This window comes from Saccharothrix stipae (assembly GCF_054781895.1).
Genome location: NZ_BAAGTN010000008.1, coordinates 1 through 14,600, shown reverse-complemented (window position 1 = coordinate 14,600; position 14,600 = coordinate 1). Strand labels below are relative to the sequence as shown.

At 71.9% G+C, this 14,600-nt stretch carries 14 protein-coding genes; 9 read left to right on the top strand and 5 right to left on the bottom strand.

Annotated elements, in window-relative coordinates:
- Positions 1-58: 58 nt before the first annotated feature.
- A complete protein-coding gene (locus tag ACYVLT_RS16855) occupies positions 59-334 on the bottom strand; it encodes a hypothetical protein (protein ID WP_461121151.1) in 276 nt (91 codons plus the stop codon).
- A 93-nt stretch (positions 335-427) separates the two neighbouring features.
- Here ACYVLT_RS16855 and ACYVLT_RS16850 point away from each other — a divergent pair, with 93 nt between their 5' ends.
- From ACYVLT_RS16850 to ACYVLT_RS16840, 3 genes are all read left to right on the top strand, one after another.
- Positions 428-1,147 carry a hypothetical protein gene (locus ACYVLT_RS16850; protein WP_461121150.1) on the top strand — a complete coding sequence of 240 codons (720 nt, stop codon included), beginning with the start codon at positions 428-430 and terminating at the stop codon, positions 1,145-1,147.
- Positions 1,148-1,535: 388 nt separating this feature from the next.
- Positions 1,536-2,876, top strand: coding sequence for a serine/threonine-protein kinase (locus ACYVLT_RS16845; RefSeq protein WP_461121149.1), 1,341 nt, complete (start codon positions 1,536-1,538; stop codon positions 2,874-2,876).
- A 111-nt stretch (positions 2,877-2,987) separates the two neighbouring features.
- The gene (locus tag ACYVLT_RS16840; protein WP_461121148.1) at positions 2,988-4,598 is read left to right on the top strand and encodes a serine/threonine-protein kinase; all 1,611 of its coding nucleotides are present in this window, start codon (positions 2,988-2,990) and stop codon (positions 4,596-4,598) included.
- 23 nt (positions 4,599-4,621) lie between these two features.
- Here ACYVLT_RS16840 and ACYVLT_RS16835 read toward each other — a convergent pair whose 3' ends face one another.
- Positions 4,622-5,515 (bottom strand): LysR family transcriptional regulator, encoded by an 894-nt coding sequence (locus ACYVLT_RS16835; RefSeq protein WP_461121147.1) that lies wholly within the window; start codon positions 5,513-5,515, stop codon positions 4,622-4,624.
- Between the two features lie 109 nt (positions 5,516-5,624).
- Here ACYVLT_RS16835 and ACYVLT_RS16830 point away from each other — a divergent pair, with 109 nt between their 5' ends.
- The 3 genes from ACYVLT_RS16830 to ACYVLT_RS16820 all read left to right on the top strand — a co-directional run bounded on the left by ACYVLT_RS16830 (position 5,625) and on the right by ACYVLT_RS16820 (position 8,488).
- Complete coding sequence (locus ACYVLT_RS16830) at positions 5,625-6,515, top strand: DMT family transporter (RefSeq protein ID WP_461122226.1); 891 nt, start codon at positions 5,625-5,627, stop codon at positions 6,513-6,515.
- Between the two features lie 228 nt (positions 6,516-6,743).
- Positions 6,744-7,154, top strand: coding sequence for an SsgA family sporulation/cell division regulator (locus ACYVLT_RS16825; protein ID WP_360464368.1), 411 nt, complete (start codon positions 6,744-6,746; stop codon positions 7,152-7,154).
- Positions 7,155-7,177: 23 nt separating this feature from the next.
- Positions 7,178-8,488, top strand: a complete 1,311-nt coding sequence (locus tag ACYVLT_RS16820) for a serine/threonine-protein kinase (RefSeq protein WP_461121146.1) — start codon at positions 7,178-7,180, stop codon at positions 8,486-8,488.
- Positions 8,489-8,532: 44 nt separating this feature from the next.
- Here the strand turns inward: ACYVLT_RS16820 and ACYVLT_RS16815 are convergent, their stop codons facing one another.
- Both ACYVLT_RS16815 and ACYVLT_RS16810 read right to left on the bottom strand, forming a co-directional pair.
- Positions 8,533-9,183: a response regulator gene (locus ACYVLT_RS16815; protein WP_053721568.1), complete on the bottom strand. Its 651-nt coding sequence runs from the start codon at positions 9,181-9,183 to the stop codon at positions 8,533-8,535.
- A complete protein-coding gene (locus ACYVLT_RS16810; protein ID WP_461121145.1) occupies positions 9,180-10,418 on the bottom strand; it encodes an ATP-binding protein in 1,239 nt (412 codons plus the stop codon). Before ACYVLT_RS16810 ends, ACYVLT_RS16815 begins: the two co-directional genes overlap by 4 nt.
- Before the next feature lie 110 nt (positions 10,419-10,528).
- Between ACYVLT_RS16810 and ACYVLT_RS16805 the strand changes: the two genes are divergently transcribed.
- Both ACYVLT_RS16805 and ACYVLT_RS16800 read left to right on the top strand, forming a co-directional pair.
- The gene (locus ACYVLT_RS16805; protein ID WP_461121144.1) at positions 10,529-11,827 is read left to right on the top strand and encodes a PspC domain-containing protein; all 1,299 of its coding nucleotides are present in this window, start codon (positions 10,529-10,531) and stop codon (positions 11,825-11,827) included.
- Positions 11,820-12,023, top strand: a complete 204-nt coding sequence (locus ACYVLT_RS16800) for a hypothetical protein (protein WP_461121143.1) — start codon at positions 11,820-11,822, stop codon at positions 12,021-12,023. Before ACYVLT_RS16805 ends, ACYVLT_RS16800 begins: the two co-directional genes overlap by 8 nt.
- A gap of 95 nt (positions 12,024-12,118) precedes the next feature.
- On the opposite strand, the gene guaA is transcribed toward ACYVLT_RS16800, so the two are convergent.
- Complete coding sequence (guaA, locus tag ACYVLT_RS16795; protein WP_461121142.1) at positions 12,119-13,678, bottom strand: glutamine-hydrolyzing GMP synthase; 1,560 nt, start codon at positions 13,676-13,678, stop codon at positions 12,119-12,121.
- 51 nt (positions 13,679-13,729) lie between these two features.
- On the opposite strand from guaA, the gene ACYVLT_RS16790 reads away from it, so the two are divergent.
- A complete protein-coding gene (locus ACYVLT_RS16790; protein ID WP_461121141.1) occupies positions 13,730-14,479 on the top strand; it encodes a phosphotransferase in 750 nt (249 codons plus the stop codon).
- The last annotated feature ends 121 nt before the right edge of the window (positions 14,480-14,600 follow it).

Sequence of the window (14,600 nt, the reverse complement as noted above, 5' to 3'; positions counted from 1 at the left end):
GCGTTCAATTACCCCCTCACCCCGCAGGAAACTTCACTCAAAGGGGTTACGTAGACGGTCACGATTCGGTATCCATGGTCCCGGTCAGTAGCGCATTGCTCTCTCCGGGAAAGGGTGTCCAGCGGTGTCGAACGACGACAAACGCCGTCGGCAGGACGGGTCGACGGCCAAGCTGTCGGTCGCCGACCTGCTCGCCAGGCGCGAGGCGGAGACGCAGCCGATCCCGCGGATCACCGCCGGCGAAGCCGGCAATCGGACGGCAGTCGGCGAAGCTGGTCACCGGACAGCTGGCGGCGAAGCTGGTCGCCGGACGGCTGGCGGCCAAGCTGGTCACCGGACGGCAGGTGGCGAGGCCGGTAGCCGGACAGCAGTCGGCGGGGCAGGTGCACGACCTGCCAGACGGAGCACCGAGGACGACGAGGAGACCGTGCGCTTCTCGGTCGCGGCGCTGTCGGCCGCGGCCGCGACGACGAACCTCTCGGGCCGCGAGCTGCACGTCACCGAACTGCTGCGCCGCGAGGGCCGCGCCGGTGAAGAAGAGCGCGGCGGCGGGTTCTCCGTGCCGAAGCTCGTCGCGATGGCCGGCGGCGGCGTGGTGCTCGCCGGCACGGTCGCGTTCACCGCCACCAACCTGCTGTCGTCCCCGGACGAGCGCCCGCCGGCGGAGGTGCGCTTCGACGCCCGCCCGGCCGCTCGGGCCACCAACACCCTCACCAAGGACCTCGGCGCGGCGGCCGCCGCCCAGCAGCAGGCGCAGGCCGAGACCACCACGACGACGCCCGAGCAGACCGAGCAGGCGCCGGAGACGACGACCCAGCGCGCCCCGCGCCCCGCGACGCAGCAGCAGACGACGACCACGACCACGACGACGCAGCAGCAGGCCGCGACGAGCACGCAGACGACGAGCCCGAGCAGCGGCCAGCAGACGACGACCCCGCCGCCGCCGAGCAGCACGACCCCCGCGCCGCCGAGCGACAGCTCGCAGCCGCCGTCGTCCACCACGCCGCCGTCCAGCACGCCGCCGTCCTCGTCCAACCCGAGCACCCCGCCGTCCGACGACGGCGACTCGGGCCTCGGCCTGGACCTCGACCTGGGTCGGATCCTGAACCCGCTCGGCGGGTTCGACTTCTTCGCCCCGGCCGGCTGACCGTTCCACCGACGTGTCCGGAACCCGCCGCTCGGCGTGCCCGAGCGGCGGGTTCGCGACGTCCGGGCGCCCGCCCCGCGCCGCCTCCGCGCAGGACTCGTGCCCACGATCGGGTGACCCACCAGGCAGTTAGCCCGTTCGGCCGCAAAACTGGCGATCTTCGTGCGAACGGGTGTCCTTACGGGCCGGTATCAGGTATCCCTTCCCGGTCACCCCTCGGCTCACGTGACCTGCGCAACGGCTCGAAAGGCGTAGTCACGGCCGGGGTAGGCTCTGTGGGCGAGCGGTGGCCTAGCCTGTTCCGCGCACCGATCCGCACGACGAGGAGCCCGAGCGTGAGACCTGCTGCCCTTGCCGCGGTCACGCAGCGCCCCAGCGAGGTGGCCCGGTGAGCAACGACGAGCGCGTCATCGCCGAGCGCTACCGCTTCCTCGACCGGATCGGCAGCGGTGCGATGGGCATCGTGTGGCGCGCCCAGGACGAGCGCCTGGGCCGGATCGTGGCGATCAAGCAACTGCTGCTGGCGCCGAGCCTCGACGAGCGCGAGCAGGACGAGGCGATCCAGCGCGCCATGCGCGAGGGCCGCATCGCCGCCAAGCTGCACCACCCCAACGCCATCGCCGTCTACGACGTGGTGGAGGAGAACGGCGCTCCGTGCCTGGTCATGGAGTACCTCCAGTCCTACAGCCTGGCCGACACGATGGCCGAGCACGGCCCGCTGGACCCCGTCGAGGTGGCCCAGATCGGCATGCAGGCCGCCGCCGCGCTGGCCGCCGCGCACACCGCCGGGATCGTGCACCGGGACGTCAAGCCCGGCAACGTGCTGCTCGCCGACAACGGCCTGGTCAAGATCACCGACTTCGGCATCTCCCGGGCCAGCGACGACGTCACGGTCACCAAGACCGGCCTGATCGCGGGCACGCCCGCCTACCTGGCGCCGGAGATCGCGCGCGGCCAGGACCCGTCGCCCGCCTCGGACGTGTTCTCGCTCGGCTCGACGCTGTACGCGGCGGTCGAGGGCGAGCCGCCGTTCGGGCTGTCGGAGAACACCCTGGGCGTGCTGCACGCCGTCGCGGCGGGGCGGATCAACCCGCCGACGGTCGACCACCCGCTGACCGACGTGCTGCTGCGGCTGCTCAACTACGACCCGGCCGACCGGCCGACCATGGCGCAGGCCCGCGACATGCTCAGCGCGGTCGCGCACGGCCGCAACCCCAGCCTGACCGGCCTGCTGCCGGCCAGCTCGCCGGGGTTCGCGCCGGTGCCCGCGGGCGCCACGGCCCTCCTGGACGCCGACCGCACCCGCGTGGTGCGGCCCGGTCCGCGTTCGACGGGCGGCGCCACGCCGGTCGCCGTGCCGCCCACGCGGACGGACAACCGGCCGCTGGTGATCGCCGCCGTGGTGCTGGGCGCCATCCTGCTGCTCGGCTTCCTGGCGGTGGCGCTGGACTGGTTCGGCGGCAAGGACCCGGTCACGCCGCCGGTGGGCGAGACGAGCTCGTCCTCGGCCAAGCCGACCACCACGACCACCACGCCCGCGCCCACGACCACCGTGGAGACGCAGACGGTCACGGTCGAGCCGACCACGACGACGCAGCAGCCGACCACCACGACCACCACGACGACGACCACGACCACCACGACCACCACCCCGCCCCCGGTCAGTTCGGCGAACCCGACGACGACGCCACCGGCCACCACGACCACCACGGTGGCACCGGGGGGCTAGTGAACCTCGTATGGTGGTGCCGAACCCGATCGGGTGACGCAACGTTCTTGTCCTAGTGGCGTCTTGTCGTTCGCCACTGAATGAAGCCCTAGCAGCTACTGGGAGCACGCCGTGAGCGACGATGGCCGCCTGGTTGCCGGCCGCTACCGACTTGGCCGGCGGATCGGCAGCGGTGCGATGGGCATCGTCTGGCAGGCGCACGACGAACGACTGCACCGCACCGTCGCGGTCAAGCAGCTGCTGCTCCAGCCGGGGCTGGCCGAGGCCGACACGGACGAGGCGAAGCGCCGCGCCATGCGCGAGGGCCGGATCGCGGCCCGCTTGCAGCACCCGCACGCGATCGCGGTGTACGACGTGGCGGAGGACGACGGCCAACCGTGGCTGGTGATGGAGTACCTGCCGTCCAAGAGCCTGTCCACGGCGCTGTCCGAGCGCGGCACGCTGCCGCCGCGGGACGTGGCGTCGATCGGCTCGCAGGTCGCCTCCGCGCTCGCCGCCGCGCACAACGCCGGGATCGTGCACCGCGACATCAAGCCGGGCAACATCCTGCTCGGCAACGACGGCACGGTGAAGATCACCGACTTCGGCATCTCCCGGGCCACCGGCGACGTCACGGTCACCGCCACCGGGATGCTCGCGGGCACGCCCGCCTACCTCGCGCCCGAGGTCGCCAAGGGGTACGACCCCGGCCCGCCCTCGGACGTGTTCTCGCTGGGTTCGACGCTGTACGCGGCGATCGAGGGCGCGCCGCCGTTCGGCCTGAACGAGAACACCATCGCGCTGCTGCACCAGGTCGCGTCGGGCAAGGTGGTGCCGCCGAAGCAGGCCGGCCCGCTGACCGCACTGCTGATGCGCCTGCTGCGCGCCGAGCCGGAGGACCGGCCGACCATGGCCGAGGCCCGCGAGGCGCTGGCCGCGGTGGCGGCGGGTCGGACCGCACCCGACTTCCCCGTGGCGCTGCCGCAGAGCCACCCGCCGTCGTGGCAGGGCGCGCCCGTGCAGGCCCAGCCGACCCGGGCGCTGACCCCGGCCGGCCAGCACGGCTCGCAGGCCGCACCGGGCACCCCGCCGCACTCCGCGACCCGGGTGGCGGCCGCGCCGACGCCCGCGCCGCCCGCGCCGCAGCGGCCGACCAAGCACAACCCGCCACCGCCGCCCGCCCGTCCGCTCGGCGCGTCGAGACCGGCCGGCGGTCCGATGAAGAGCAAGCGGTCCGCGGTGCTCACCGCGCTCGCCATCGCGGGTGCGGCGGTCGTGGGCATCCTGCTGGCGAGCATGCTGTCCAACGGCGACCCGGGCAACAACCAGGCCGGCTCCACGACGTCGACCACGGCGCGTGAAGCGGGCGGCGAGGCGTCGGTCACGCCGTCGAAGAGGCCGAGCACGCCGGCCACCAAGATCACCGTCGAACCGACGCCCGAGCAGCAGGAGCAGGCGGTCCGCGACTACTTCGGCCTGCTGCCGGACCACGTGGACGAGGGCTTCGGCCGGTTGACCGCCAAGATGCAGGCCGCGGCCGGCGGTGCGGGCGCCTACGAGGGCTGGTGGAAGTCGGTGAAGGCGGTCGACCTGAAGGGCGTGCGGATGAACTCGCCGTACGCGTACGAGGTCGACATCGCCTACCAGATGAAGGAAGGCGCGATCAACACCGAGCGCAAGCTGATCATCCTGAAGTGGGAGAACCAGGGCATCTACATCGACGGCGAGCAGAAGCTCGGCTGAGCGTCCCGGTCCTGGGTGCGCGGTCAGCCGGTGGAGGCCTTCAGGGCCTCCAGCAGGCTCACCACGGCGGGTGAGCGCAGGCCGTCCTCGCGGATCGCGGCGCAGATGGTCCTGGTCGGCTCCGGGTGGCGCAGCTTGCGGATCACCACGCCGGGGTTGACCACCCCGAGGCCGAGCTTGGGCACGATGGTGACGCCCAGCCCGGCCGCGACGAACCCCTGCGCGGTCGGGTAGTCGTCGGCCTCCACCACGACGTTGGGCGCGAACCCGGCGGCCGCGCAGGCGTCGAGCACGATGGCCCGGCACGGTCCGGGCGGCGTCACGGCGTCCACCCACTGCTCCTCGGCCAGGTCCGCGAGGTCGAGCACCCGCTTGCGGGTCAGCTCGTGGCCGCGCGGCAGCACGGCCAGGTACCGGTCGTCCAGCAGGTGCACGAGGCGCACGCCGCGCGGCGGCTCGCTGTCCCGGTGGTGCACCACGATGGCCACGTCGGCCCGACCCGCCTCCACCTCGACCACCGGGTCGTCCGGCTCGGTGAGCTTCAGGTCGAGCTGCACCTCGGCGTGCTTGGTCCGGAACAGGGCCACGGCGGGCGGCACGAGGGCCGCGCCCGCGGTGGCGAAGTAGCGCACCCGCAGCCGCCCGGTGCGGCCCGCACGGAGGTCCGCGAGCGCCGCCTCCGCCTCGACCAGCCGGTCGGTGATGTGCGCGGCGTGTTCGGTGAGCAGCCGACCCGCGTGCGTCGGCCGCACGCCCCGCCCGACCCGGTCCAGCAGCGGCAGGCCGGCCTGCTTCTCCAGGGCGGACACCTGCTGGCTGACGGCCGAGGGCGTGTACCCGAGGTTCACCGCCGCGGCGGTGATGGAGCCGGTGGTCACCACGGCCCGGAGCACCTGCATGCGTCGCACGTCCAACATGGCGCAACACTACAGCTGAGCTTAAAGCTCGTGCAGTTCTATTCACTTGTGCTGATGCTTCGTCATCCCGCAAAGTGGCCTGGTGAACAAGCCTGGCACGCTGATCAGGATGGGTGTCCTGGCCCTGCTCTGGGGTTCCAGCTTCCTGTGGATCAAGATCGCACTCACCGGCCTCTCGCCGATCCAGATCACGCTCACCCGCACCGCCCTCGGCGCGCTGGTGCTGGTCGCGCTCGTCCACTGGAGCAGGCAGCGGCTGCCGCGGGACAGGGCGTCCTGGCTGCACCTCGGCTTCGCCGCGTTCTTCGGCAGCGCGGTGCCGTTCGCGTTGTTCGCACTGGGTGAGCAGACGGTGGACTCCGGCGTCGCCGGTGTGCTCAACGCCACCACGCCGCTGTGGGCGCTGGGCATCGGCCTGGTCATGGGCACGGAGCGGCAGCGCAACGCGGCGCGGTTCGCCGGCCTGGCGCTCGGGTTCGCCGGCGTGCTGCTCATCTTCGCCCCGTGGCAGCAGGCCGGGCTGGCCAGTTGGGGCGCGCTCGCGTGCCTGGCCGCCGCGGCGTCCTACGCGGTCAGCTACGCCTACATCGGCCGCAAGGTGTCCGGCCGCGGCCTGACCCCGATGCAGATCTCCTCGTCGCAACTGGTGGCCGCGGCGGGCATGACGGCGGTCGTGGTGCCGGTGGCGGGGTTGCAGCCGGTGCACCTGTCGTGGCAGCCGCTGGTGGCCGTGGCGATCCTGGGCGTGTTCGGGACGGGCGTGGCGTTCGTGCTCAACTACCGCGTCATCGAGGACGAGGGCGCGACCAACGCCACGATGGTCGGCTACCTGCTGCCCGTGGTCTCGGTGCTGCTGGGCGCGGTGTTCCTCGGCGAAGCGCTCAACTTCCGCGTCGTGATCGGCATGGTGGTGGTCCTCGTCGGCGTCGCCCTGACCCGCAAGCAGCCCGCGACGGCGATCGTGCCGCTCGTCGAGGAGCCGGTGACTACGCACAAGTGACCTGCGATAACGCAGTGTTACTCGCCGGTATGGCGGCGGCGTGGCGGCGGTCCGGGTGCGGTGCGCCGGCCCCTGCGGCCAACTGAGACACGGCTGCTGGGCAAACGGGTGGACTTGAGACTCAGGTCTCCCCCGATCGCGTGGTGTTCAGGCGAACCACGTCCCGATTCGCCCTGTCGGACGTCTCCTCACATGAAAGGGACGACTCCGGAAGGGAACCCACAGGACATGAGCAACGAGAGCATCACCATCACGACGACGTTCCACCTCCTCGTCCCGGGCGTGGCCCCGGCACCGGTGGAGGCCGAGCTCCACTACGAACCGGAGGACCCGTACGCGGTAGCCGTGCTGTTCCACACCGGACAGGGCAAGGTCGAGTGGATCTTCGCGCGCGACCTGCTCGCGGACGGCCTGCTGACCTCGTCCGGCGAGGGCGACATCCTGGTCCGGCCGGCCGCCGACGACCCGGAGCGGGTGCTGGTCGAGCTGAACGCCCCCACGGGCTTCGCCATCCTGTCCGCCGACGCCGAGGACATCGCCGAGTTCCTGGACCTCACCTACGACGTGGTCCAGCCCGGCGAGGAGGACCTGTGGATCGACTTCGACCGCGAGCTGGCCAAGTTGGTCTCGACCAACTGACGTCATCGCCTAACCTGCTTGGCGTGGCGGAGTCCGGGGGGACAGGAACGGGGATCGGCACGGTCGGCGGCCGGTACGCGCTGGTCGAGCGGATCGGCAGCGGCGCGATGGGCGTCGTCTGGCGGGCGCGGGACGAGCTGCTGGACCGCGAGGTGGCGGTCAAGCAGCTGCGGTGGCCGGACCTGACGGCCGGCGAGGTCGAGGTGGCCAGGGCGCGGGCGATGCGCGAGGCGCGCAACGCGGCCCGGCTGCAACACCCCGACGCGATCTCCGTGTTCGACGTGGTGGTGGAGGACGACCGGCCCTGGCTGGTCATGGAGTACCTGCCCTCGCGCAGCCTGGCCGGGCTGCTGGCCGGACGGGGCGGGGTGAGCCCGGACGAGGCGGCCCGGATCGGCGGTCGGGTGGCGGCGGCGCTGGCCGCGGCCCACGCGGCGGGCATCGTGCACCGGGACGTGAAGCCGTCGAACGTGCTGATCGGGCACGACGGCTCGGTGAAGTTGACGGATTTCGGCATCTCACGTGCGGCGGGTGACGGCACGCTCACCGACAGCGGCATGATCACCGGCACCCCGGCGTACCTGGCGCCCGAGGTGGCGAGGGGCGAGCAGCCGTCCCAGGCGTCGGACGTGTTCTCGCTTGGCGCGACGCTGTACGCGGCGATCGAGGGTCAGTCGCCGTACGGGACCAGCGACAACAGCTTCGGCCTGCTGTACCGCGCCGCCGCGGGCAAGGTGGAGCCCCCGACCCGGTCAGGTGACCTCACCGCCCTGCTGACCAGGATGCTCGACACCGACCCGCAAGTCCGGCCGACGGCGGCGGAGGCCGTCGACCTGCTGGCCGAGCCGACCGCGGCGGAGGCGGTCGAGCCGCCGGCCGAGCCGACCGCGGCACGTGCGCGGCGCCGTTGGCTCGTGCCCGCCATCGTGGCGGCCGTGCTGCTGGTCGCCGGTGGAGCCGCCACCGCGTACTTCCAGCCGTGGAGGACGACGTACGAGGTGGCGCCGCAGCAGCCCGCGTACACGCAGGAGGACGCGGCAGAGCTCGTGCGCAGGCACTACGAGGCCCTGCCCGAGAACCCCGACGCCGCCTACCAGAACCTCGCCACGGTCTTCCGGCCCACGTTCGCGGACTACCAGCAGACCTGGGGCCAGTACGACCAGGTGCGGGCGGAGGGGATCCAGGCCGTGGCGCTGTCGCCCAGCCGGTTCCTGGTGGACGTGCAGGTGACGTTCATCCAGGCGGGTGCCGAGACGACCGAGCGCTACCAGCTCGTGCTGGAGCACACCGAGGGCAGGCTGCTGATCGTCCGGTCGGGCCTGCTCGATCCCTAGAGCCGTCGATCCCTAGAGCCGTCGATTCCCAGAGCAGTCGGTCCCTAGACCAAGCGGCGGTCGGACGCCCAGCGGGACAGCTCGTAGCGGTTCGACAGCTGGGTCTTGCGCAGCACGCTCGACACGTGGGTCTCGACCGTCTTCACCGAGATGAACAGCTCCGACGCGATCTCCTTGTACGCGTAACCACGCGCCAGCAGCCGCAGCACGTCGCGCTCGCGCGGGGTCAGCAGGTCCAGCTCCGGGTCGCTGATCGGCGCCGCACCCGGTCGGTCGGCGAACGCGTCCAGCACGAACCCGGCCAGCCTGGGGCTGAACACCGCGTCGCCCTCCGAGACGCGCACCACCGCGCGCACCAGCTCCTGGCTGGAGATGGTCTTCGTCACGTACCCGCGCGCACCGGCGCGGATGACCGCGATGACGTCCTCGGCGGCGTCGGACACCGACAGCGCCAGGAACACCACCTCCGGCAACGCCGTGCGCACCTGCCGCAGCACCTCCGCGCCACCGCCGTCGGGCATGTGGACGTCGAGCAGCACCACGTCCGGGCGGTGGTGCCCGATGCCCGCGACCGCCTCGCCGACCGAACCGGCCTCGCCGACGACCTCGATCTCGTCGGTGATCGAGTCCAGCTCGGCCCGCACCCCGGCGCGGAACAACGCGTGGTCGTCCACCAGGAACACCCGAACGGTCATGTCCTGGCCCCCGTCTCTCGCTTGTCTGCGGTCTTCCTCGGCATCATCAGCTGCACCTCCGTGCCCTCACCCAGTCGGGTGCGGATCCGGACTTCGCCGCCGTGCCGGTCCATCCTCCCCCCAATCGAGTCCGCAAGGCCATGCCGGTCCTCCGGCACGGTCTCCGGGTCGAAGCCCTTGCCCCGATCGCGGACGAACACCGTCACCCGTTCGGGCTCGACCTCGCCGTACACGCTGATCTCGCCGACGCCCGCGTGCTTGGCCGCGTTGACCATCGCCTCCCGTGAGGCCTGCACGAGCGCGTACAGGTTCGGGTCGAGGACGCAGTCGCCGACCACGACCTGCTGCACGGCCAGCGCGAAGCTGTCCTCGACCTCGCCAGAGGCCTTCGCGATCGCGGCGGACACCGTGGTCGGCTCGTTGTTGTCCTCCACCACCCGCCCGTACAGCCACTCCCGCAGCTGCCGCTCCTGGCCGCGCGCCAGGCGCTTGACCTCGCGCGGCTGCTCGGCCTGCTTCTGGATCAGGGCGAGGGTCTGGAGCACGGAGTCGTGCAGGTGGGCGGCGATCTCGGCGCGTTCCTCGGTGCGGATGCGGACCCGGCGCTCCTCGCCCAGGTCGTTGATCAGCTTGATCCACAGCGGCACGGTGAGCACCGCCACCCCGCCGAGGGTCGCGACCACGGCCAGCAGCGCGAAGCGGAGCTGGTCGATGCCGTAGCTGTTGACGAGCAGCACGCCGATGCCGATGGCGACGAGCGCCACACCCGCGAGGACGCGCACGAACGTGCTGCGGCCCGTGCCGCCGAAGATGCCGGACTTCGCGCCGGCCCGCCAACGGCGGCGCTGCGCCTCGTCCGCCTCGCGCCAGACGACGGCCGCACCGACCAGGGCCACCGCGAGCGGCCCGGCGATCCAGCCGCTGACCGGGCCGGAGAACAGCCCGGCGAGCACGGCCGCGGCGATGCCCAGGGCGACGAGGCCGAGCGCCTGCTGGCGCTCCCGCGCGTTCGACGGCTGTTCCGGCTCGCCGGCCGCGCGTTGCGGCACGAACAGCCACAGCAGGCCGTACGCGATCACGCCGACGCCGTTGAGCGCGGTCAGCGCGGCGAACGCCGCCCGCACCCAGAACACCTCGATGCCGAGGTGGTCGGCGACACCGCCGGCCACGCCCGCGACCACCCGACCGGTCCGCCTGCGGCGCACCGGCTCGACGGCCTTCGTCTCCACACTCACCCGTTGATGGTCACACGCGGGTCGGGGCCGGTCATCAGGGTTCCACCCGATGCCCGGTTCAGGGTGGCCCCCCGATGTGCGGGCGGCCCGGTTTGAGCAAGCTTGTCGTTGTGAGCGGGAGCATCAGCGCAGCCAGCGTCGAAGAGACGCTGAAGGACTTCTGGGCCACTCGGCCCAGGCGGCCTCACGACGGTCGCAAGATCGCCGGTGTCGCCGCCGGTATCGCCCAGCGGTACCAGATCGACCCGGTGATCGTCCGGGTGGCGTTCGTGGCCATGGCGCTGTGCAACGGCGCCGGGTTGCTCGTGTACCTGCTGGGCTGGTTGTGGCTCGCGCAGGCCGATGACGAGGTGTCGGCGGCGGAGTCGCTGATCGGGCGGGGCCGCAGCTCGACGCCCACGGCGTTGACGGTGCTGCTGGGGCTCGCGGTGGTGCCGGCGACCGGTTTCTTCGTGGACGGCGGCTTCACCATGGTCGGTGGGGTGCTGCTGTCGGTGGGGTCGATCTACCTGTTGCACCGCGGTCGGGGGCACCTCAACCGGCCGGAGGTGGTCGCGGGCTTTGGTGAGCCAGTGGGCGCGGGTGTGGCGTCGGGGGCGGGTGTGAGTGCAGGTGCGGGTGTGGGTTCGGGGGAAGAAGGGGTGAAGGCCACGGTGTCGGCTGAGGAGCACACGACCGAGCGGGTGACGCCGCCGGCTTGGGATCCGCTGGGTGCGGCGCCGTTCGCATGGGACCTGCCGGAGCCTGGGACGCCGGAGCCGGCGGTCGCGGCGGCTCCGACGGCCACGACGGCGCCGGTGCGTCGTCGCAGGTCGCGGGTGGGGGTGGCGACGTTCGGGGTCGCCATGGTGGTGCTGGCCGGGGCGTTGGTGGCGTCCGCGTACTCGAACTGGTTCGACGCCGGGCACATCCTCGGCCTGCTGGTCGCGGTGCTGGGCGGGGGCATGGTGCTCGGGGCGTTCCGCGGTGGCGGGCGCGGGCTGATCTGGCTGGTCGTGCCGCTGTCGGTGATCGGGGTGGCGATCACCTCGATCGACTTCGACGGGATCGACTCGGACCGGGTCGGCAGCTACCAGCACCGGCCGACGACGGTGGAGCAGGTCGACTCCCGGTACGCCACCGGCGTCGGCGAGGTGCAGCTGGACCTGACCGCGCTGCCGAACTCGGGGTCGGTGCGGACCGAGGTCGAGGTCGGGCTGGGCAACGCCCACGTCCGGGTGCCCGCGAACGCGGACGTCGTGGTCACCTGCCAGGCCGACGTGGGTGACGTGCAGTGCCTCGGGCAGACGTCCGACGGCAGGGGCGCGCACCAGGAGGTCACCGACAACGGGGCCGACGGCGAGGGCGGGTTGAAGATCGAGCTGGACGTGCGGAGCGAAGTCGGACAGGTGGAGGTGAGTCGTGGCTGACCAGGATCAGATCGAGAAGCGCGGTGTCGACGTGGTGGGGTTGGTGTTCGGGGTCGCGGCCCTGGTCGCGGCCGCCTACATGCTCTCCGACGGCGCGTCCTGGCCGGAGTTCCTCGACCTGAGGTGGGCGTTGGCGGGAGGGGCGATGGTGATCGGGTTGGGGTTGCTGGCGGGGTCTGCTCGGCGACGTCGGTAGCGAGCTCGGCGGCGTCGGTAGCGAGGGGGTAGCAGGGTTCGGGGGAAGAAAGTGAAAGGCCCGTCCGGGAGGACGGGCCTTTCACGTGTTCGCGGTCATTCCCACTCGATAGTGCCCGGCGGCTTGCTCGTCACGTCCAGGACCACGCGGTTGACCTCGTTCACCTCGTTGGTGATGCGGGTCGAGATCCGCTCCAGCACCTCGTACGGCAGCCGGGTCCAGTCCGCGGTCATGGCGTCCTCGCTGGACACCGGGCGCAGGACCACCGGGTGGCCGTACGTGCGGCCGTCGCCCTGCACGCCCACGCTGCGCACGTCGGCCAGCAGCACCACCGGGCACTGCCAGATCTGGCGGTCGAGGCCGGCGGCGGTCAGCTCCTCGCGGGCGATCGCGTCGGCCTTGCGCAGGACGTCCAGGCGTTCCTGGTTGACCTCGCCGATGATCCGGATGCCCAGGCCGGGGCCGGGGAACGGCTGGCGCTGCACGATCGTCTCGGGCAGGCCCAGTTCGGTGCCGACGCGGCGGACCTCGTCCTTGAAGAGCGCGCGGAGGGGTTCGACCAGCGTGAACTGGAGGTCGTCGGGAAGCCCGCCGACGTTGTGGTGGCTCTTGATGTTCGCCGCGCCCGCGCCGCCACCGGACTCGACCACGTCGGGGTAGAGCGTGCCCTGGACCAGGAACTGGTAGTCGCCCTCGGCCTTGAGGTCACGCTCGGCCTGCTCGAAGACCCGGATGAACTCGCGGCCGATGATCTTGCGCTTCTGCTCGGGGTCGGTGACGCCCTTGAGCGCGTCGAGGAACCGCTCGCGGGCGTCGACGGTGACGAGGTTGACGCCGGTCGCGGCGACGAAGTCGCGCTCGACCTGTGCCCGTTCACCCGCGCGCAACAGGCCGTGGTCGACGAAGACGCAGGTCAGGCGGTCACCGATGGCGCGCTGGACGAGCGCGGCGGCCACGGCGGAGTCGACGCCGCCGGACAGGCCGCAGATCGCCTTGCCGTTGCCGACCTGCGCGCGGATGAGGGCCACCTGCTCGTCCACGATCGAGGACGTCGTCCACTGCGGCCGGATGCCGGCGATCTCGTGCAGGAACCGGCGCAGCACCTCCTGGCCGTGCGGCGAGTGCCCGACCTCGGGGTGGTACTGGACACCGGCGAAGCGGCGTTCGGTGTCCTCGAACGCGGCCACCGGGGCGCCCTCGCTGGTCGCGGTGACCGTGAAGCCCTCGGGGGCCTTGGTGACGCAGTCGCCGTGGCTCATCCACACCGGGTGGTTGGCGGGCAGCTCCTCGTGCAGCAGGCCGCCGGCGTGCTGCACGCCCAGTTCGGTGCGGCCGTACTCGCGGGTGCCGGTGTGCTCCACCGTGCCGCCGAGGGCGCCCGCCATGGCCTGGAAGCCGTAGCAGATGCCGAAGACGGGGACGTTCATGTCGAACAGCTTCGGGTCGACCTGGGGCGCGCCCGGCTCGTAGACGCTCGACGGACCGCCGGACAGCACGATGGCGGCGGGGTCGCGTTCCAGCAGTTCCGCCACCGGGGTGGTGTGCGGGACGACTTCCGAGTAGACCTGCGCCTCCCGGACTCGCCGGGCGATCAGCTGCGCGTACTGCGCGCCGAAGTCGACTACCAGCACAGGGCGGTTGCTGCTCTCGGCCACTGGGGAAAAACCTCTCGTCTGGCGGATCCGCGCAGGTGAAGGATGTCATGCGTGCATGAGGAAGCGCTCACCGGAGGCGGGCTGAACGAGGTCGTGCGGGTCGGGTCGACGGTGCGGAGGCCGACCGGTCCGTGGACACCGAACGTGCACCGGCTGTTGGAACACCTTGCGCCGCTTGGTGTTTCGCCGGCGGTGCACGGGATCGACGAGCGGGGGCGGGAGGTGCTGTCGTACCTGGAGGGTGAGGTGGGCCACCCGCCGTTGGGCGAGGAGTTGCGGTCGGACGAGGTGCTGGTGGCGGTGGCGCGGATGGTGCGGCGGTTGCACGACGCGTCGGTTCCGGTGGTGGGGGCGGTGGGAGTGGAGGGGTGGCAGTTTCCGGCGATTTCGCCCGTTGAAGTGATCTGCCACAACGATCTCGCGCCCTACAACATGGTGTTTCGGGCTGGGTTGCCGGTTGGGGTTTTCGATTTCGACGGTGCTCGGCCTGGGCCGCGGTGGTGGGACGTGGCGTACACGGCGTATTGCCTGGTGCCGTTCTCGCCGGAGTTCGGAGGGGTGGAGGAGGGGTTCGGGGTGACGGAGTACGGGGTGGAGGAGCAGCGGAGGCGGGTTGGGCTGTTCTGCGGGGCGTACGGGCTGCCGGTGGAGGGGATGGGGCGGCGGGTGTTGGCCCGGTTGGAGGACATGGTCGCGATGATCCGGGAGCGGCCTGAGTTCTGGCGGCAGCGAGAAGAGGGGCACGAGGCTTATTACCTGGGGCACGTGGAGTACGTGCGGGAGCATTTTTTGGATTTGTGAGGGTGAGGTGGAGAGGGGGTGGGGTGGGCGCTTCCGGCTCGATTTGACATGGGGCCCTTACGGGCACCCCAGGCAGGCCAAAGCCGGGCAGGCCTGGCGGGAAAAGCGTCCGCCAGGCCTG

Bases quoted from the DNA above. Each gene is read 5' to 3' on its own strand.
- ACYVLT_RS16815 (WP_053721568.1), bottom strand. From the start codon at position 9,183: ATGACCGTTCGGGTGTTCCTGGTGGACGACCACGCGTTGTTCCGCGCC.
- ACYVLT_RS16835 (WP_461121147.1), bottom strand. From the start codon at position 5,515: ATGTTGGACGTGCGACGCATGCAGGTGCTCCGGGCCGTGGTGACCACC.
- ACYVLT_RS16825 (WP_360464368.1), top strand. From the start codon at position 6,744: ATGAGCAACGAGAGCATCACCATCACGACGACGTTCCACCTCCTCGTC.
- ACYVLT_RS16830 (WP_461122226.1), top strand. From the start codon at position 5,625: ATGGGTGTCCTGGCCCTGCTCTGGGGTTCCAGCTTCCTGTGGATCAAG.